This is a genomic window from Streptomyces sp. NPDC013187, assembly GCF_042899705.1.
GTDB classification, from domain to species: domain Bacteria; phylum Actinomycetota; class Actinomycetes; order Streptomycetales; family Streptomycetaceae; genus Streptomyces; species Streptomyces hawaiiensis_A.
The window spans coordinates 224,177-242,840 of sequence record NZ_JBIBAF010000003.1 but is presented as its reverse complement, the minus strand read 5'-3'; the positions used below and the strand labels follow the sequence as shown (position 1 = coordinate 242,840).

The window sequence follows — 18,664 nt, the reverse complement described above, 5'->3', positions numbered from 1 at the left end:
CGGCCCAATGCGACACGCTCCGCGACCTCAATGCACCTCACAACGGCCGGAAGGCGGCTGTGTGACGGGCGTAACTCCCGATGATCAAGCCGTGTGACAGAGGCGTAACGGGCGATTCGTACCGTCGAGGCATGACCACGACCCCCGGAGACCGGCCGGACACACGGCAGGTGCGCACCGTCTGCTCGTACTGCGGTGTCGGCTGCGGCCTCGTGCTCGATGTGGGGGCGGGCCCGGACGGGCGGCGCACGGTGCTGAAGGCGTCCGGTGACAAGGCGCATCCGGCGAACGCGGGGCGGCTGTGCACGAAGGGCGCCACCACGGCCGACCTGCTCGCCGCGCCCGGGCGGCTGACCGGCGCCCTGGTGCGGGACGTCCGGGGCGAGGAGGCGGTCCCGGCGCCCGTCGCCGACGCGATCGCCGAGACGGCGGCGCGGCTGCGGGCGATCGTCGACGAGCACGGGCCGGACGCGGTCGCCTTCTACGTGTCCGGGCAGATGAGCCTGGAGGCGCAGTATCTGGCGAACAAGCTGGCCAAGGGGTTCGTGGGCACGAACCGGATCGAGTCGAACTCACGGCTGTGCATGGCGAGCGCCGGCACCGGCTACAAGCTGTCGCTGGGCGCGGACGGGCCGCCGGGGTCGTACGAGGACTTCGACCGGGCGGACGCCTTTCTCGTCATCGGGTCCAACATGGCCGACTGCCATCCGATCCTGTTCCTGCGGATGATGGAGCGGGTCAAAGCGGGCGCCAAGCTGATCGTCGTCGACCCCCGGCGGACCGCGACGGCCGCCAAGGCGGATCTGTTCCTGCAGGTCAGGCCGGGGACCGATCTCGCGTTGCTGAACGGCCTGCTGCATCTGCTGCATGAGGGAGGGCATACCGACCCGGAGTTCGTGTCGGCCCACACCGAGGGCTGGGAAGCCCTGCCCGATTTCCTCGCCGACTACCACCCGGCCGCCGTCGCCGGGATCACCGGCGTCGACGAGGACGACCTGCGCGAGGCGGCCCGGATCATCGGTGCGGCGGGCAAGCGGTGGATGAGCTGCTGGACCATGGGGCTGAACCAGTCCACGCACGGCACCTGGAACACCAACGCCCTGGTCAATCTGCATCTGGCGACGGGAGCGATCTGCCGTCCCGGCGCCGGGCCGTTCTCCCTGACCGGGCAGCCCAACGCCATGGGCGGGCGTGAGATGGGCTACATGGGGCCGGGGCTGCCGGGGCAGCGGTCGGTGCTCGTGGACGAGGAGCGGGCCTTCACCGAGGAGGTGTGGGAGCTGCCGCCGGGCACGCTGCGCGCCGACGGGGCCGGGCAGGGCACCGTCGACATGTTCCGGCGGATGACCGACGGGGAGATCAAGGCCTGCTGGATCATCTGCACCAACCCGGTCGCCTCGGTCGCCAATCGCCGTACGGTCATCGAGGGTCTGGAAGCCGCCGAGTTCGTCGTCACGCAGGACGTGTTCGCGGACACCGAGACGAACGCGTACGCCGATGTCGTCCTGCCCGGCGCGATGTGGACCGAGGCCGAGGGGGTGTTCGTCAACAGCGAGCGCAACCTCACGCTGACCCAGCAGGCGGCGGACCCGCCCGGGGAGGCGATGGCCGACTGGCGGATCATCGCCGAGGTGGCGTGTGCGATGGGCTACGAGAAGGGGTTCTCGTACGACAGCGCCGAGCAGGTCTTCGAGGAGATCCGGCGGTTCTGGAACCCGAAGACCGGCTGGGATCTGCGTGGGGTCTCCTACGCGCGGCTGCGCCAGACGCCCGTGCAGTGGCCGGCCGCGCGGGAGGACGGGCCGGAGCGCAATCCGATCCGGTACGCGGGTGACGAGGGGCTGCGCTTCCCCACGGCTTCCGGACGGGCCGTGTTCTTCGCGCGGCCGCATCTGCCCGCCGCCGAACTGCCGGACGACGACTATCCGTTCGTGCTCAACACCGGGCGGGTGCAGCACCAGTGGCACACCCTCACCAAGACCGGGAAGGTCGCCAAGCTCAACAAGCTGAATCCCGGGCCGTTCGTGGAGCTGCACCCGGAGGACGCCGCGGCGCTCGGGGTCGACGAGGACGACCTCGTGGAGGTGGCCTCCCGCCGCGGGCGGGCCGTGCTGCCGGCCGTGGTGACGGACCGGGTGCGGCCGGGGTGCTGCTTCGCGCCGTTCCACTGGAACGACCTGTTCGGCGAGTACCTGAGCGTCAACGCGGTGACGAGCGACGCGGTGGATCCGCTGTCGTTCCAGCCGGAGTTCAAGGCGTGCGCGGTGTCGCTGGCGAAGGTGGCGGCGCCCGCGCCGCAGGCCCCGGCCCTGACGCCCACGGCCGTGACGCCGGGCACCGCGAACCCCTTCGGACTGGACCCTTCCCCTCCCCCGGTGCTCTCCGCCCAGGAGCGGCAGTACCTCACCGGATTTCTCGCGGGCCTCGGCTCGGGCGCCCCCGGGGTGCCGGTGCTGCCGCCCGACGCGCCCTTCTCGCCCGAGCACGCGCTGTGGGTCAACGGGGTCCTGGCCGGGATGTACTCACGCACCGGGGCGGCGGCGCCGCAGGACCGGCCCGGGCGTGAGGTCGTCGTGCTGTGGGCCTCGCAGACCGGGAACGCGGAGGAGTTCGCCACCGCGACCGCCGAGCGGCTGACCTCGACGGGGCACCGTACGACCCTCGTCGGCATGGACGACGCCGACGTCGGCACGCTCGCCCGCACGGCCGACCTGCTGTTCATCACCAGCACCTTCGGGGACGGCGACGCGCCCGACAACGGCTCCGGCTTCTGGGACGCGCTCTCCGGCGAGCTGGCCCCGCGGCTGGACGGGGTGCGGTACGCGGTGCTGGCTTTCGGCGACTCCTCGTACGACGACTTCTGCGGCCACGGGCGGCGGCTGGACGCGCGCCTCGACGAACTGGGCGGGGTGCGGCTGGCCCCGCGCACGGACTGCGAGCCGGACTTCGAGCCGTCCGCCGGGCAGTGGCTCGACCAGGTGCTCTCGGCGCTGGGTGAGAAATCCGCGGCCCCGGTCGCGAAGCCCAGGGCCGGGTCCAAGCCGGTCACCACGGCCCGGCTCGTCGGCAACCGGCTGCTCAGCCGGGCCGGGGCGGGCAAGGAGGTCCGGCGGTTCACCCTCGACACGAGCGGGACGGACCTGGCGTACGAGGCCGGGGACGCGCTCGGTGTGCGGCCGGTCAACGCGCCCTCGCTGGTGGAGGAGTGGCTGGCGGTGACCGGGGTGGACGCAGGGGCGGCCGTGACGGTCGACGGTGTCGGCGAGGTGCCGTTCGGTGAGGCGCTGCACCGGCATCTCGACATCACCCGGATCACCCCCGATCTGCTCCGCTTCGTCGCCGAACGCGCCCGGGACAAGCACGAGTTGCGCAGGCTGCTGCGGCCGGACAACAAGGACGGGCTGGCGCAGTGGAGTTGGGGTCGGCAGGCCGTGGACGTGCTCGCCGAGTACGCGGTGCGGGCGAGCGCCGAGGAGTGGGCCGCGGTGCTGCGCAGGCTGCAGCCGCGGCTGTACTCCATATCGTCCAGCCCGCTGGCCGACCCCCACCGGGTGTCGCTGACGGTGTCCGTGGTGCGGTACGAGAACCTGCACGGCCGGGCGCGCGGCGGGGTCTGCTCGCCGTACCTCGCGGACGCCGACCCGGACACGGAGGTGCCGGTGTTCGTGCAGCGCTCACCGCACTTCCGGCCTCCGGCGGACGCCTCGACACCGATGATCATGGTCGGCCCCGGCACCGGTGTGGCGCCCTTCCTGGGCTTCCTGGAGGAGCGGCGGGCGCTCGGCCACCGGGCCCCCTCCTGGCTGTTCTTCGGGGAGCAGCACCGGGCGACGGACTTCTACTACGAGGAGGAACTGACGGCGCTGCTCGACGAGGGCTGGCTCACGCGGCTGGACACCGCCTTCTCCCGGGACCAGCGCAACAAGGTGTACGTGCAGGACCGGATGCGCGAGCACGGGCCGGAGCTGTGGCACTGGCTGCGCGACGGGGCCCGCTTCTACGTGTGCGGTGACGCCTCCCGGATGGCGAAGGACGTGGACCGGGCGCTGCGGGACATCGCGGTGGCGCACGGCGGGCTGGGCGAGGCCGAGGCCGCCGCTTACGTGAAGCAGCTCGCGGCGGACAAGCGGTACGTGCGGGACGTGTACTGAGCGGTGCATCGAGCCGAGCCGTGCACTGGAGTGAGACGTGTACTGAAGTGAGACGGACTGAGCTGGGACGTGCACTGCACCGAGCCCGTGCACTGCACCGAGCCCGTGCACTGCACCGAGCCGTGCGCTGACCGAACAGGCCCCTTACCCGGAGCACACCGGAATCTTCACCTCCCTCCGGGTCCCGCTCACCGGCGGCGATTAGCGTCCTGCGGCGTGTACTCGGCAGAAACGACGCTGGTGGTGCCCGGCCCGCGCACCCAGTCGGCGGTCTCCACGCCGCCGGCTCCCCCGGCCCAGTGGCACCGCGTCCTGACCCTGCTCGCCGACATCGGTCTGCTGATCGGCACGCGGGCGGTGTGGACGTCGGCGGCCGGTCACCGTCCTGCCGTGGCCGCCGTGATCTCGCTGTGCTACGCCTCGATCCTGACGTGCGGGGTGCTGGCCCTGGTCGTCCGCCGGGTCCGGTCGCTGGCCAGGGTGGATCTGTGCGTGCTGGTGACGGGCGTGACCCTCACCCTGTGCGCGTGGATCATGCTCCACAACGGCTCCGACGAGGCTCTGCTCACCACCCAGGCGGCGCGGGAACTGGCCGCGGGGCGCCCGGTGTACGGGCAGCCGTGGCCCTGGCTCTTCGGCCACGGCGTGGCCCTCACCCCGACGGTGACCGGCGGCTACGACTTCACCTACGGCTACCCGCCGCTCGCCCCGCTGTTGACGGTGCCGCTGCTGTGGCTGGGCCACGGGGGCACTCCGGCGACGGCGGTGAGCACGGGCGCGCTGATCACCGGGACGGTCGTGCTGTGGCGGATGCTTCCGGCGCCGTGGCGGTCGGCGGCGACCCTGGTGTGTCTGGGCTTCGGGATGCTGCCGTCGTACGGGCGGCTCGGCTACCCGGCGGTCGTGGCGCTGGCGCTGCTGGTGCCGGTGGTGGTGCGCTGGCCCCGTACCGGTGAGGGCGGGCGGCTGGGGGCCGCGGGCCTGGGACGGGCGGTGTGTCTGGGTGCGGCGTGCGCGGCGCAGCAACTCCCCTGGTTCCTGGCACCGTTCCTGCTGGCCGGGATCTACGCGGTGCGGCGCGGTGAGCTGGGCGGCCGGGCGGCGGCGCTGGTGGTGCTGCGGTTCGCCGGGGTGGCGGCCGGCGGGTGGCTGCTGATCAACGCCTATTTCGTCGTGAGCGAGCCGGGGCGCTGGCTCACGGGGATCGCCCTGCCGCTCACCCAAGGGGCCGTGCTGCACGGCCAGGGCGTGGTCGGCATCTCGCTGTACCTCACGGACGGCAGCGACCGGATCGGCTGGTACTCCCACGCGAGCCTGCTGCTCTTCGCGGGGCTGCTCGCCCTGTTCGCGCTGTTCGTACGTCGGCTGGGGCCGGCGGCGACCGTGCTGCCCTGGTGCGTCTTCTACCTGGCGACCCGGTCGCAGGACGGCTACTACCTGCTGATGACGCCGCTGTGGCTGGCGGCGGCGGTGACCGCTCCGGCGTCGGCGTTCGTCCGGGCGTGGCAGCCTCGTGCGGGCCTGCCGAGGGGAGTGCGCGGCCGTCCTGCGCGTGTGGCCGCGACCGTGCTGTTGCTGGCGCCGGCGGCGGCCTGCGCGGCCGTGGCGGCGACGGGCACACCGCCCTTGCTGATGCGGGTCACGGCGGTCCGGCACCCCACCGCGGCGACCGTCTCCCGCCTCGCCCTCCAGGTCACCAACACCGGTGACACCGCGCTCACCCCGCACTTCATGCTGACCACCGGCCAGGGCATGGGCCCGTACTGGCGGGTCGTCCGGGGCCCGCGCACCTTGTCCGCGCACGGCACCGCCCCCTACGAACTCCGCCCGCCCGCGGGCCGCTTCCCACTGCCCCGCCCCGGAGCCCGGATCCGCCTGCGCGCGTTCACGGCGTCGCCGCAGACGTTGTCGAGCGCGGATGTGCAGAAGGTCGCGCGCCCGGGCTGACCCGGGTGTCAGGCGGTGGCCCGGGTGAAGCGGAGGCCGGCGGTGACAGTCGTGCGGCCGCGGATCATGCCCAGCTGGTTCCAGCCCATGCCGAACTGCTCGCGGTCCACGCCGAACTCGGTGTCGAGGGTGAGGCCCGTGGCGTCCCTCTCCGTCACGCGCGCGGTCAGGGACAGCGGCCTGCTGATGCCGCGCACGGTGAGCTGTCCGACCACGTGCACCTGGTCCCCGTCGCGGAGCTCGGCGCTGCGGGCCGCGAAGGTGATCTCGGGGTGGTGGTCGGCGTCGAAGAAGTGCTCGGACCTCAGGTGGGTGTCGCGCTTGGCGTTGCCGGTGTCGAGGGAGGCGACGTCGAAGGTCAGGGTGCCGACGGCGGACCCGTCGGGCCGGACCTCGCCCGTCCCGCCGAGGGCGCCGAAGGTGCCCTTCACGGTGACCAGGCCCCACATGGTCTTGTGCCGGATGCCGACGGTCGAGGCGGTCGCGTCGAGCTGCCACTGTCCGGTTTCCACGGCGACGGTCATGATCGTTCTCCTCGGCAAGTAGTGCAAATTTGGATGACTGCTGGGCACGCTAGCCGCTCATCCAAATTTGAACAACCCTTCTTCTCCAAATTTGGACGACAGGTAGACTCGAGGGCATGTCCGACCCGGAGGAGCACCCCACCGACCTGCCCGAATGCCCGTCCAGCGGCGATGGCGGGCTGCTGCCGCCGGAGTTGCGCGCCTGGATGCTGCTGCTGGCCGCGACGGGAGCGGTGGAACAACGGCTGCGCGCGGCCGTGAAGGACAGGCTGGACGTCTCACACGACGAGTTCCTGGTGCTGTGCCTGCTCGCGGAGCAGCCCGAGGGCGGCCTGCGCATGACCCGTGTCGCGGAGCTCCTCGGCCGTCCGAAGACCCGCCTCACCTACCAGATCGCCTGCCTCCAGCACGCCGGCCTCGTCACCCGCAGATCGGTCTGCGGCGACAAGCGGGGCGTCGAGGTCGCCCTCACGGACAAGGCCCGCCGCCTGCTGAAGGAAGCCTCCGCCCCGCTGGCCGAGACGGTCACCGAGTCCCTGGCGCGCTTCATGGGGCCGGACCAGTGTGCGGCGATGCGGGGGCTGGTGCCGGATCCGGCGGGGGACTCAGGCGGGGGGTGAGCCGGATCCAGCCGGACTCCGGTCCCCTCATCGCTTCATCTACAGGGCCGTAGAATCCGGGAACACCGGCGCGACGGCGAGCGTTGAACCGGATGCCACACCACACGACTGAGGAGCACGTTCTTGTCCGCCAGATCGACGGACCCTCCGGGGCACAGTCCCCGACCATCCCGCCACGGCACCATTGATCGCGGCACACGGCGGGGTGGTGTTCGATGAGTGCCGCCGAGGCCCTGCTGGGCCTGCTCGCCGTGTTCGTGCTGACCGCGGGCACCGGCTACTTCGTCGCCCAGGAGTTCGCCTACGTCTCCGCCGACCGGCTCACCCTCGCCCGTGAGGCCGAGGCCGGGGACCGCAAGGCCGCCCGTGCCCTCACGGTGCTGGAGCGGCTGTCGTTCATGCTGTCCGGCGCGCAGCTCGGCATCACCGTCACCGGCCTGGTGGTCGGCTTCATCGCCGAACCGTCGGTGTCCGCGCTGCTCAGGCCCACCCTGTCGGGCCTCGGGCTGCCCGACGCGGCCGTCGGCACCGTCGCCGTCGCACTCGCCTTCGTGCTGGCCACGGTCGTACAGATGGTCCTCGGCGAACTCGCCCCGAAGAACCTCGCGATCGCCGTGCCCGAGCGGCTGGCGAAGGCGCTGGCCCCGTCCACACTGGCGTACCTGAGGGTCGTCGGCCCGGTCGTTCGGATCTTCGACGGCGCGGCCGACCGGCTGCTGCGCAAGACCGGGATCGAGCCCGTCGGGGAACTGCACCACGGCGCCACGCTGGAGGAGCTGGGCCATCTGATCGGCGAGTCCCATGAGCGGGGGGAGCTTCCGGAGGACACCGCCGCGCTGCTGGACCACGCGCTGGAATTCTCCGAGCGTGCCCTCGACGAGGTGATGGTGCCGCGCGCCGACGCCGTGTTCGTCCGCAAGGACGCCGGCGCGGAGGAGGCGATCGACCTGATCGCCCGGCACGGCCACTCCAACTACCCCGTGCTCGGCGACCACCCGGACGACATCGTGGGCGTGCTGGGCGTGCGCGAGCTGATGGCGCTGCCCGCCGCCCGACTGGCCGGGGCGCGCGCCGGTGAGGTGGCCCGGCGACCGCTGCTGCTGCCGGACACGCTCGCACTACCCGACGCGGTGACGCGGATGCGGGAGCACGACGACGAGTTCGCGGTCGTCCTGGACGAGCACGGCGGCGTGGCCGGCGTCGTCACGTACGAGGACATCGCCGAGGAACTGGTCGGTGACATCGCCGACGAGTCCGACAAGGTCATCCTGCTGGCCGTCGCGGACGGGGACGGCTGGCTGGTGGACGCCGGCCGCCGGGTGGACGAGGTGGCCGAGGCGACCGGGGTCCGGCTGCCGGAGGACGACGACTACGACACCGTGGCCGGCCTGGTCGTGGACCGGCTCGGCCGCTTCCCGACGGTCGGCGACCGGGTCACGGTCGAGCTGCCCGAGGGTGGCCGGGCCGTGATCGACGTCCGCACGCTGGACCGGCACGTGGCCGACCGCGTCCGGATCGCCTTGCTCGTGGAGGCCGTGGAAGCCGGGGAGATGGCGTGAGTTTCCCGATGGCGGTCTTCGTGACCGTGCTGCTGCTGACCGGCAGCGGATTCTTCGTCGCGGCCGAGTTCGCCCTCGTCGCCGCCAAACGGCACCGCCTGGAGAAGGCGGCCGCCGAGGGGCGGCGCGGTGCCGGGGCGGCCCTGGCCGGGATGCGCGAGCTGTCGCTGATGCTGGCCGGCGCCCAGCTGGGCATCACCGTGTGCACGCTGGGCCTGGGTTCGGTGTCCAAGCCGGCGATCTCGCACGAACTCGACCCGCTGCTGCACGCCCTGGGCCTGCCCAGTTCCGTGAGCTACGGCGTGGCCTTCGCCGTGGCGATGGTCGTGGTGGTGTTCCTGCACATGGTGGTCGGCGAGATGGCGCCCAAGTCGTGGGCGATCGCCCACCCGGAGCGTTCGGCGATGCTGCTGTCGCCGCCCTTCCGGGCCGTGGTGCGGGCCGTACGCCCGCTGATCCGGCTGCTCAACCGGGTGAGCAACGCCCTGGTACGGCTGTGCCGGGTGGCCCCGCGGGACGAGCTGGCCTCCGTGCACAACCGGGAGCAGCTGACGCACCTGGTGGAGGAGTCGGAGCGGCTGGGTCTGATCAGCGCGACCGACTCGGAGCTGCTGACCCGCTCGCTGACCGAGCCGGAGACCCCGGTCGCGGCGCTGCGGATCCCGGCCGCCGAGATCACCTGGGTCGAGGGCGAAGCGGACCTCGACGCGCTGCTGCGTTTCGCCGCCGAGCACGACCGGACCCGCATGCTGGTCCGGGAGAACGGCACGGTCCTCGGCTCGGTGCACGCCCGGGACGCATTGGTGGCCCGGGCCCGGGGCCGGGCCACGACCGCGCGGGACCTCGCCCGGCCGGTGCCCGAGCTGGCGGAGACCGCCACGGTCGCCGACGCCATCGAGGTGCTGCGCCGCCGCCGCTCGTCCCTGGCCGTGGTCCGCGACGACTCCGGCCGGCTCTCGGGCCTGGTCACCCTGGACGACCTGCTGGCCCGGCTGCTGCAGCCGGCCGGCCGGGACGAGCCCGCGCCCGACCGGAGGTCGGGGCCCGGGGCATGACGGGGCTGGGGCCCGAACATCCAGCACATCTGCACACCGTGCGCCGGGATGTCGCCAGGTGCCCGGGCCACCGCCGCGTCCCGGCCGCGCCCCGGGGACTTGGCGGTGAAGTGCCCGCTTCGGGAATCGGGGCGCAAGCGTCCCGCGCCCGGCCGGGCGACGGGCTGTGTGAAGGAGTGGGTGCATCCCGTGACCCGGTGGTCACAGCGGTGAAGGCGGTGGCCGCGAGGAGGCGTGTGGCGTCGGCGGGCGGTTGGATCTCTTCTCCGGGGAGTGCTTTGATCCTGCGCACGGCGGGAGCGACCGGGACGGAATCGTGGACTCCGGATTCCTGCGAGCACCCGCGCTCACCGCCACTGCGAGACATTCACGCGAAGGGAAACACCCCCATGAACCTCACTCCTCGGGTCGACACCGCCGAGCTCACCGACGCCGACCTGGACGCCGTCGCCGGCGGCAACGCGGGCGGCGTCGATGTCTCCGCGGGCCTCGTGGGCGGCCTCTCCGCCAACCTGGTCGGCCCCCTGGCCGGCGAGGCCTGCGCCGCCGTGCAGGCGGTCGTCTCGCCGGAGGGCGCGGCCGCGGGCGCGAACGCGGGCATCCACACGACGTCGCTCTGACGACATCCGCGCAGCGGGCCCCGGGAAGCGATTCCCGGGGCCCTTTTCGCATGCGGGCCGTGTGTCGGCCACGGCAGCGGACCTCGCCCTGAAGCCGGCGGCACACGTGAGGGATTTGCGAAACACGTGACGGAAATCTGGACACCCCGGGGGTGAGTAACACGGCGAGAGGGCGTGACGCAGACTTACTCGGACCCCTCAGATCCCGCCTGCAAAGCGATAGGAACACCCCTGTGAAGACCGACTCGATCTCGACCGGAGAACTCCCGATCTACGAGAGCCTCATACGCGAACGCGGCGACGTCGTGGAGGAGGCCCGTGTGGTGGCCGAAGAGACCCAGCACCAGATGAGCCAGGCGCTGAACGGGGTCGCACCGGCCCCGCAGGAGACCGGCGCGGCGTGACCCCGGGGGGCATCGCGCCTCCCGGGATCCGTGCGGTCGCTCCCCCGCCGGCCCGTCACCCGGCGAGCGGGTCGTGGCCCCAGTTCATCAGGGAGTGCCGCCAGCGTGAGTCCCGTACGTCCCCGGAGGGCCGCTGGGCCAGGTGACGGCGGACGTAGCCGACGACCTTGCGCATGTGCCGGTAGTCGTCGTCCGTGAGGTCGGCCTTCTTGGCCCGCAGGATCGCCACGATCCGACGGCCGGAGGCGTGTCCGGTGGACTCGCCCCCGTCCTGGTGCTGCCCGGCGTTTCGCGAGTCGTCGGACTCCAGCCACTTCTCCAGACCGGCCGGTGTCATGTTCACCAGCTCACGGAAGTCGTTCCAGGTCTCCTCGCGCTCCCCGCTGTCCACGCCGCCTCACTTCTTCTTCTTCTTGAGCGCGGACGGCTTGTGCACCGCGGTCCTGCCGGACTTGTCGCTGCGCACTTCGTACTGCGGATCGTCCGGCGAGGCGTCGACCGTGCGGCCGGACGCCTCGGTCCGTTCGGTGATCTCCCGCTCCACCTCGCCCTCGGTGCGGCTGCCGTGACTGCTCCAGGTGACCTTGTCGCCCTTCTTCGGTTTCCCGCCCTCGCTGCGGCCCTTCGCCATGCCGGTACTCCCTCGCCGAGACGTGTGATGTCCTTCCAGCGTGCGGGCTGGGCGGTCAGGGCGCAGCTCGGCGGGCGCCCGCCCGCCCGGTGGCCGTGTCGTTGAAGGCCCACGCCATCCGGGGCTCCGTCACACGGCGGACGGCGCGCCGTACGGGCGGTGTGCACAGTGCGGTGACGACGACGGCCGCGACCAGGGTGGCGGCGATCACCCCGGCCGGCCCGCGGACCCAGGCCGGCTCGTACCAGCCCCAGTGCTTCGCGGCCTGCGCGACGAAACCGTGCAGCAGGTAGCCGGACAGGGTGCCGGCGCCCAGCACCGTGAACCAGGTCCGCCGCCCGGGCACCCAGGCGAGGAAACAGCCGACCAGGACGAGGGAGCAGCCGAAGACGGCCAGTGTCATCAGGGGCCCGTACCAGAGGGGGACCCCCAGCTCCCGGGCGCTGTCCGCGTGGAAGAACCAGGCGTAGTCCATCCGCGGAACCGCCCAGTACGCCAGGCCCAGGGCGCAGACGGCCACCGGCACGGCGAGGAGCCGCGCCTTGCGCCGTCGCGCAAGCCGGAAGTGCTCCGGCCCCAGCAGCAGACCGAACACGAAGTACGGCAGGAACTGCAGGGTGCGCTGCAGATCGAGGTCGTGTCCGATGGACGGCGCGGTCGTCGCGGCCATCGCGATGACCAGGGCGAGCGGGAGCGGCCACCGCACCAGCCGCCACAGGGGCGTGGTCAGCCGCCAGACGAACAGCGCCGCGAGGAACCAGGTGAGGTACAGGGGGTCCAGCAGGCTGACCGGGCGGTCGGGGTCCTGGCTGGACCAGCGGGTGAACAGGGTGTACGCCGTCTCGAACACCACGTACGGGACGACGACGCCGGTGACCAGGCGCTTGAGCCGGGCCGGGCTGCCGTCGAAGGTGCGCGAGAAGTAGCCGGAGATGATGATGAACGCCGGCATGTGGAAGGCGTAGACGAGGGTGTAGAGGGCGGTGACGGTCCTGCTGCCCTGGCGCAGTGGCTCCCAGGCGTGCCCCACGGCCACGAGCACGATCGCGAGGTACTTGGCGTTGTCGAAGAACGCGTCCCGCTGCCGGGCCGGGCGGGGCGCGGCGTCCTGCTCTTCCGTGCGCGCCCGCGGAGTCGTTTCCGTGTCCGGGCGGACCGCGGTCATCGTGTCACTCACGGGCCCTCCCGAAGCGACTCGAGGCGTGGGCGCCTCTTCCGGCCGGGAGTAAAGGAAGGGAGTGTGCGCAGAACATCGCCCGCACCCTAATCACAGGGCCGTGCGTTCGTTCAACTCGTAACGGACATGGCTCGCTTCGGTTCATGCCCGGGTATACGTGCCGGGGCGGGCGATCGTCTCCCGCCCTTCGGTGCTCAAGTCTCCTTCCACACCAGCACGGTCAGCACGGCGCTCGCGACGGTGACCGGTACGGCGGCCTGGTTCAGCAGCCGCACCCGCATGCTCCGGCCCGACGGGACCCGCTTGGTCACGGGCAGGACCACGAAGGTGCCGCCGCCCGTCCCGACGATCTCGTGGATCGGGTGGTCCACGAACTGCTGGTCGTCCTCGTACTCCGTCATGCGCGCCTGGACCACGGCGCCCGCCGGCAGTCCGTCGATGTGCAGGCTGAGGGTTCCGCCGAAGCGGGCCGGGCCACGGGCGAAGACGCTTCCGCCGGTGGCGTGGTCGCCGGTCTCGTCGGTCCACTCCGTGGTGAACTCGACCGAGTCCCAGGCGCCGGGCGCGAGGTCGTACGGCTCGGCGGCACCGAGGTTGACGTACTGGGGCATCGGGTCCTCTCCTTCCCACCGGCCCGCCGGGAGGGCCAGGGCATCGGCGACGTCACGGCGGAAGCCGGCCATGTCGAATCCGCGCGGGTCGACTTTCCAGTCGCTCCACTCCAGGTGGCCGATGGTGCTCTTGGGGCCCCAGCCGTGCGCGCGGCAGACGGCGGCGGCGGCCTTGACCATCGCGAGGTACTGGGCGGGCGGCCAAGGGTCCCTGCCGTCGCCCTTGTTCTCGCACTCCCAGCCGTAGAACCGGGCGTTGCCGTCGACCGCCCCGGCCGAGCCGTCGTGCTCGTGCGTCGGGGGCGGATACGTGCCGTACGACTCGCCGATGACGGCGTCGAGGACGTCGCCGTCCCCGCCGCCGGCATGGTTGGCCCGGCCGTTGCCGGTGAGGTGGACGACGCCGTCCTTGGTGATGCACCCGGTGGCGAGCGGGCCGGGCAGGGCACTGTGGCCGTGGAAGATCAGCCCGACGACGTCCGTGCCGGGGCCGGTGACGGTGTGATGGATCACCACGCCGTGCACGGGGCCCCAAGGGCCCTTGTGGTTGCGGTTGTTGGTGCGCCAGCCGGCGACTTCGTGAACGGTGCAGCCCTCGGCCTTCAACGCGGCGACGAGCCGGGCGGCGGTGAGCGGGGTGGCCATGAGTCAGTCCTCCGTTCCGGCGCGTGCGTGCCGGTCTGAAGACGGTCCGATCACATGTGGGGAGCGGCCTGATCTCGGAGCGTGCCTGATCTCGGGGCATGCTGATCTCGCAGCGTGCCTGATCCCGCAGTGCCGCCGTCAGGCACTCACCATTCTCGCGCCGCTCGACCCGTTGCTCACCTCGCCGTACACGACGTGGTGAAAATCGGCGCGATTACGACGCTGCGGCCCGGCGGTACGCCTTCACGACACTGGCGTAGCTGTTCCCGGCGTGGCCCTGGGCGATGATGCGCTCCATCAACGCCTCGGAATACTTGGGCAGTTCGGTGTCGACGCCGAGTGCCTCGCTCTCCTCCACGAGATGCTTGAGCGCACCCAGATGCGTCTCCAGGGTGGCGTCGTTGGCCGGGAACCTCTCGTCGCCGGCGTCGATCTGCGCGGCGTAGTCGGCGGTGAACATCTTGATGGCGTCCAGCCACATGTGCGCCCAGGGCAGGAACTCCTGGGCCTTGACGCCGCCGGTCTCCACGATGGCGACCCCGTGCAGGAAGCTGTTCAGGGCGCCCCACATCAGGCCGAGCAGCGACACGTCGAACAGGGCGGGCTTGCCGTGGTCGGCGCCGAGGTAGGTGGTGCCGCCGCCGAGGAGCTTCAGCACGGGCTCGTGGGCGTCGAAGACGGCCTGCTCACCGGCGTAGAAGAGGACGGAGGTCGGGGCGCCGATGCCGGGCGGCGTGATCATGATGGCGCCGTCGAGGTACCGCACGCCGTTCTTCGCCGCCCACTCGGCGGTCCGGCGGGCCTGCTCGGAGGAGCCCGTGGTCAGGTTGACGACGGTTCTGCCGCGCAGGAGTTCGCCGAGCGAGCCGATGACGTCGTGCACCACGTCGTACGTCGACACGCACACGACCACGAGGTCACTCGCCGCGACGGCGTCGGCGGGGTGCGCGGCGAGGACCGCGCCGTCCGCGACGAGACCGTCGGCCTTGTCCGCCGAGCGGTTCCACACGGTGGTGGCGTGGCCCGCCTTCAGGAAGGCGGCGGCCAGGGCCTGCCCCATCAGGCCGAGTCCGAGCACCGACACCGAGGTGTGGTTGTCACCCATGAATCCGTTCCTCCGTAGGAAGTGATGCGCTGCGCGCCGGCGTGCGGGGACGCGCACCGGCGAGAGGGCGGTCCACGCCCTCCTCGGCGAACCCTGGCAAACGCCCCTTCGGATGCGCTTCGGACCACTTCGGAAACGCCTCGGGCGCACGCTTCGGGGCCGGTGGCCGGGCCCTCTCGGTCGCAGGTCGCGCCGGTCATCGGCCGGATACGCTGAGATCATGGAGTTCGGGGTGCTGGGGCCGCTGGAGGTGCGCACGGACGAGGGCCGTGTCGTGCGGGTTCCCGAAGTCAAAGTGCGCCTGCTCCTCGCCCATCTGCTGGCCCACCACGGGCAGGTCGTCCCGGCGACGCGGCTCGTCGAGGCCCTCTGGGGCGGCTCGACGTTCACGGCACGGCCGACGGCGTCGCTCCAGGCCAAGGTCTCCCAGCTGCGGCGCGCGTTGGAGGACGCTCAGACGGGCGGCCGCGACCTGATCGCGTACCGGGCGCCCGGATACGTCCTGGACATCCCGGCCCGAGCGCTCGACGCGGGCCGTTTCCGCGACCTGGTCGCACGGGCTCGTTCCGGCGGGGACCGGGTGACCCGGGCGGCGCGGTACACCGAGGCACTGGCGCTGTGGCGCGGCCCCGCCTTCGCCGAGTTCGCGGACCGGGAGTCCGTGCGGCCGACGGCGGCGGGCCTGGAGGAGGAACGCCTGACGGCACTGGAGGAACACGCCCTGCTGCGTTCGGAGTCGGGCGAGTACGACCCGTTGGTGGGCGAGCTGACGAAGCTGGTGGAGCAGCATCCGCTGCGCGAGGGGCTGCGGGGCGCGCTGATGCGGGCGCTGTACCGGGCGGGGCGCTCCTCCGAGGCGCTCGACTGCTTCAACGATCTGCGGCGCCGGCTCGACGAGGAGCTGGGACTCACCCCCGGCCCGTCCCTGGAGGCACTGCAGCAGGCCATCCTGCGCCACGACCCGGCCCTGACCCGGCCGGAACCGTGGCGCCACGACCTGCCCCTTTCGCGGCCGGAACCGTGGCGCCACGACCTGGCCCTTGCCCGGCCGGAGCCGTCCGCGGCGCCACCCTCCCAGGTGCGGACCAGGCCCGAACCGACCGGTTCCGCCTCGCCTCTGGTGGGCCGCGAACAGGACGTCCGCGCCGTCCGGGCCCTTCTCCTGCGGCACCGCCTGGTGACGCTCACCGGCCCGGGAGGGGTCGGCAAGACCCGCCTGGCCCAGGCCGCTTCGCAGAGTGTGGCGGGCGCGTTCGACGACGGCACCCGGCTGGTGGAGCTCGCGGACGCCGCGGGCCCGGAGCGGTTCGCCGGGGCGGAGGCGCTGGCCGAGCAGGTGATGGCGACGCTGGGGATCCAGGAGAACACCGCGGACGACCACGCCGGGGGGCCGACGGACCGCCTGGCGAACGCGCTGGCCGGCCGGCGGCTGCTGCTCGTGCTGGACAACTGCGAACACGCCGTGGAGGCCGTGGCCCGACTGGTCGGTCTGCTGCTGAACCGGGCCCCGCATCTACACGTCCTGACGACCAGTCAGGAATGTTTGCGCACCCGCGACGAGACGGTGTACCCGGTGGCGCCGCTGTCGCTGCCCCCCGAGGACCGTCCCGGCCTCGACGCGGTGACGAACGCGGGTGCCGTACGTCTGTTCGTGGACCGGACCAGGGCGACGGACCCGGGGTTCGTGCTCGACGCCACCACCGCCCCGCTCGTCGCCGACGTCTGCCGACGCCTCGACGGCATCCCGCTCGCCCTGGAACTGGCCGCGACCCGCGTGAGAGCGCTCGGCATCAGGGAGCTGCACGACCGGCTCGACGACCGTTTCAAGGTGCTCGACAGCGGTTACCGGGACGCCCCTTCACGTCACCGGACACTGCGTGCCACGCTCGACTGGAGCTGGGGCCTGCTCGACGACCGCGAGCGGACCGTGCTGCGCAGGCTGTCGGTGTTCGGTGAGGGGTGCTCCCTGCGGGCCGCCGAGGACGTGTGCTCCGGCGGCGGCGTGACCTCCGCCGACGTCCTCGACGCGCTGATGCTGCTCGTGGAACGCTCCCTGGTGGTCCGTGCCGAGGGACCCCGGGGCCCGCGCTACCGGCTGCTGGAGTCCGTCGCGGTCTACGCACGTGACAGGCTCACCGAGTCCGGCGAACACGCCGAGACCGCCGCCCGGCACCTGCGTCACTTCCTGCACCTGGCGGAGCGGTCCCGGCCGCACCTGCACGGCCGGGAGCAGTCCCGCTGGTTCTCGGACCTGGACCTGGAGGCGGCGAACGTGCAGCGCGCGCTGGCCGAGGCCGACCGGTCCGGGGCCGCGCGAGAAGCACTGCGCCTGGTCAACTCACTGACCTGGTACTGGTACGTTCGCGGCCGGCTGGGCGAGGCCCGCAGGGCGCTGGCGACCGCCCTGGACACGGCGGGCGAGGCGGCGGGCGAGGAACGCCGGGAGGCGGTGTTCTGGCACACGGGCATCAGCCTGCTGCTCGGCGAGCACGACCCGGAGTACGAGGCCTTGGAGGACGACCCGCTCGCCCACTCCACCCCTGAGTCGACCAGGGCCCAGTGGTTCCTGGCGCACGCGCAGTGGACGGTGGGGGCGCTGGTCGAGGGCGAGCAGCGGGTCGAGCGCGTCCTGGCCCGCTTCCGCGCCCTGCGCGACGCGTGGGGCACGGCCGCCGCGCTGACCAGCCGCGCGTGCTTCGCCCTGGCCCGCGGGGACCTTCAGTCGCTGCGCGACAACGCCGAGGACGCCCGTGCCCGGTTCGCGGAACTGGGCGATCTGTGGGGGCGGCTGAAGACGGCGGACGTGCTCGGCAGACTCGCCGAGATCAACGGCGACTACGAGTCGGCGGCCCGGCTGCACCGGGAGAGCCTGCGGATCGCGCAGGCCTTGGAGACCTGGCCCGAGATGTCCGCGAAGCTGTCCGGTCTCGGCAGGATCGCCCTGCTCACCCGGCGCTACGACGAGGCCGACGACCTGCACACGCGCGCCGTGCGGATCGCGGCCGAGCAGGGCAACCGGCCGGCCGAGCAGTTCGCCGCGCTGGGCCTCGCCCTGAGCGCCCGCCGTCAGGGCCGCCTCGACGCCGCCGAGGAGTGGCTGCGCCCCTGGCTCGCCTGGAACCGCCGCCGCTGCGACGGCCCGGGCCTCGCGCTGGTCCTGGCCGAACTGGGCTTCCTGGCCGAACAACGCGGCGACGCCGACCGGGCCCTGACCCACCACCGGGACGGCCTCGCGGCCGCCGCCTCGACCAAGGACCCCCGCTCGGTCGCCCTGGCCCTCGAGGGCCTGGCAGGCGCGTACTCCCTGTCCGGCGCGACGGAACGGGCGACCCGCCTCCTCGGCACGGCAGCGGCGACCCGCGAGCGGGCCGGCGCCCCGCACCCCACGGCGGAGCGGGGGGACGTGGAGCGCATCGCGGCCCGTCTGCGCGCCACGATGGACGAGGAGACGTACACCAGCGAGTTCACCGCGGGCACCCGACGCACCCATGAGGCGGAAGTCCTGACGGAGACACTCCGGCGGACGCCGTGAGCCGGCACCCCGCCACCCGTCCCCTCGGCCACGTCGTGGTCATCACGGATGCCCGTCGCCGCCCGCACCGCGACCGCGTCACA

The 18,664-nt window shown here is 72.5% G+C and carries 14 protein-coding genes; 8 read left to right on the top strand and 6 right to left on the bottom strand.

Annotation, left to right across the window (positions count from 1 at the left end):
- The first annotated feature begins 131 nt into the window (after window positions 1-131).
- Together ACFY5B_RS07025 and ACFY5B_RS07020 are read left to right on the top strand one after the other, a co-directional pair.
- Complete coding sequence (locus ACFY5B_RS07025; protein WP_389965623.1) at window positions 132-4,151, top strand: molybdopterin-dependent oxidoreductase; 4,020 nt, start codon at window positions 132-134, stop codon at window positions 4,149-4,151.
- A 240-nt stretch (window positions 4,152-4,391) separates the two neighbouring features.
- Window positions 4,392-6,098 carry a hypothetical protein gene (locus tag ACFY5B_RS07020; protein ID WP_389966450.1) on the top strand — a complete coding sequence of 569 codons (1,707 nt, stop codon included), beginning with the start codon at window positions 4,392-4,394 and terminating at the stop codon, window positions 6,096-6,098.
- Between the two features lie 8 nt (window positions 6,099-6,106).
- Here the strand turns inward: ACFY5B_RS07020 and ACFY5B_RS07015 are convergent, their stop codons facing one another.
- Window positions 6,107-6,622 carry a YceI family protein gene (locus tag ACFY5B_RS07015; RefSeq protein ID WP_389965620.1) on the bottom strand — a complete coding sequence of 172 codons (516 nt, stop codon included), beginning with the start codon at window positions 6,620-6,622 and terminating at the stop codon, window positions 6,107-6,109.
- A 116-nt stretch (window positions 6,623-6,738) separates the two neighbouring features.
- Here ACFY5B_RS07015 and ACFY5B_RS07010 point away from each other — a divergent pair, with 116 nt between their 5' ends.
- From ACFY5B_RS07010 to ACFY5B_RS06990, 5 genes are all read left to right on the top strand, one after another.
- Window positions 6,739-7,242, top strand: coding sequence for a MarR family winged helix-turn-helix transcriptional regulator (locus ACFY5B_RS07010; protein WP_389965618.1), 504 nt, complete (start codon window positions 6,739-6,741; stop codon window positions 7,240-7,242).
- Window positions 7,243-7,457: 215 nt separating this feature from the next.
- Window positions 7,458-8,801, top strand: a complete 1,344-nt coding sequence (locus ACFY5B_RS07005; RefSeq protein ID WP_389965615.1) for a hemolysin family protein — start codon at window positions 7,458-7,460, stop codon at window positions 8,799-8,801.
- Window positions 8,798-9,856: a hemolysin family protein gene (locus tag ACFY5B_RS07000; RefSeq protein WP_389965613.1), complete on the top strand. Its 1,059-nt coding sequence runs from the start codon at window positions 8,798-8,800 to the stop codon at window positions 9,854-9,856. The genes ACFY5B_RS07005 and ACFY5B_RS07000 overlap by 4 nt, the downstream gene beginning before the upstream one ends.
- 389 nt (window positions 9,857-10,245) lie before the next feature.
- Window positions 10,246-10,476 carry a hypothetical protein gene (locus ACFY5B_RS06995; RefSeq protein ID WP_389965610.1) on the top strand — a complete coding sequence of 77 codons (231 nt, stop codon included), beginning with the start codon at window positions 10,246-10,248 and terminating at the stop codon, window positions 10,474-10,476.
- Between the two features lie 233 nt (window positions 10,477-10,709).
- Window positions 10,710-10,880 carry a hypothetical protein gene (locus ACFY5B_RS06990; RefSeq protein WP_389965607.1) on the top strand — a complete coding sequence of 57 codons (171 nt, stop codon included), beginning with the start codon at window positions 10,710-10,712 and terminating at the stop codon, window positions 10,878-10,880.
- Between the two features lie 55 nt (window positions 10,881-10,935).
- Here the strand turns inward: ACFY5B_RS06990 and ACFY5B_RS06985 are convergent, their stop codons facing one another.
- The 5 genes from ACFY5B_RS06985 to ACFY5B_RS06965 form a co-directional block, all read right to left on the bottom strand.
- Window positions 10,936-11,271, bottom strand: a complete 336-nt coding sequence (locus tag ACFY5B_RS06985) for a DUF3140 domain-containing protein (protein ID WP_389965605.1) — start codon at window positions 11,269-11,271, stop codon at window positions 10,936-10,938.
- Window positions 11,272-11,277: 6 nt separating this feature from the next.
- Entirely contained in the window at window positions 11,278-11,511 is a 234-nt protein-coding gene (locus ACFY5B_RS06980; protein WP_389965603.1) for a DUF2945 domain-containing protein, read from the bottom strand.
- Window positions 11,512-11,566: 55 nt separating this feature from the next.
- On the bottom strand, window positions 11,567-12,688 hold the full coding sequence (locus ACFY5B_RS06975) for an acyltransferase family protein (RefSeq protein ID WP_389965600.1): 1,122 nt from the start codon (window positions 12,686-12,688) through the stop codon (window positions 11,567-11,569).
- A gap of 194 nt (window positions 12,689-12,882) precedes the next feature.
- Entirely contained in the window at window positions 12,883-13,944 is a 1,062-nt protein-coding gene (locus ACFY5B_RS06970) for an N-acetylmuramoyl-L-alanine amidase (RefSeq protein WP_389965597.1), read from the bottom strand.
- A 214-nt stretch (window positions 13,945-14,158) separates the two neighbouring features.
- Window positions 14,159-15,049 carry an NAD(P)-dependent oxidoreductase gene (locus ACFY5B_RS06965; RefSeq protein WP_389965594.1) on the bottom strand — a complete coding sequence of 297 codons (891 nt, stop codon included), beginning with the start codon at window positions 15,047-15,049 and terminating at the stop codon, window positions 14,159-14,161.
- Window positions 15,050-15,269: 220 nt separating this feature from the next.
- Here ACFY5B_RS06965 and ACFY5B_RS06960 point away from each other — a divergent pair, with 220 nt between their 5' ends.
- Entirely contained in the window at window positions 15,270-18,581 is a 3,312-nt protein-coding gene (locus ACFY5B_RS06960; RefSeq protein ID WP_389965591.1) for a BTAD domain-containing putative transcriptional regulator, read from the top strand.
- Window positions 18,582-18,664: the final 83 nt, after the last annotated feature.

What these genes read in the sequence shown, in the direction of transcription:
- ACFY5B_RS06995 (WP_389965610.1), top strand. Translation starts at nt 10,246, where the DNA reads ATGAACCTCACTCCTCGGGTCGACACCGCCGAGCTCACCGACGCCGAC.
- ACFY5B_RS06960 (WP_389965591.1), top strand. Translation starts at nt 15,270, where the DNA reads ATGGAGTTCGGGGTGCTGGGGCCGCTGGAGGTGCGCACGGACGAGGGC.
- ACFY5B_RS07005 (WP_389965615.1), top strand. Translation starts at nt 7,458, where the DNA reads ATGAGTGCCGCCGAGGCCCTGCTGGGCCTGCTCGCCGTGTTCGTGCTG.
- ACFY5B_RS07025 (WP_389965623.1), top strand. Translation starts at nt 132, where the DNA reads ATGACCACGACCCCCGGAGACCGGCCGGACACACGGCAGGTGCGCACC.
- ACFY5B_RS06980 (WP_389965603.1), bottom strand. Translation starts at nt 11,511, where the DNA reads ATGGCGAAGGGCCGCAGCGAGGGCGGGAAACCGAAGAAGGGCGACAAG.
- ACFY5B_RS07015 (WP_389965620.1), bottom strand. Translation starts at nt 6,622, where the DNA reads ATGACCGTCGCCGTGGAAACCGGACAGTGGCAGCTCGACGCGACCGCC.
- ACFY5B_RS07010 (WP_389965618.1), top strand. Translation starts at nt 6,739, where the DNA reads ATGTCCGACCCGGAGGAGCACCCCACCGACCTGCCCGAATGCCCGTCC.
- ACFY5B_RS06965 (WP_389965594.1), bottom strand. Translation starts at nt 15,049, where the DNA reads ATGGGTGACAACCACACCTCGGTGTCGGTGCTCGGACTCGGCCTGATG.
- ACFY5B_RS06970 (WP_389965597.1), bottom strand. Translation starts at nt 13,944, where the DNA reads ATGGCCACCCCGCTCACCGCCGCCCGGCTCGTCGCCGCGTTGAAGGCC.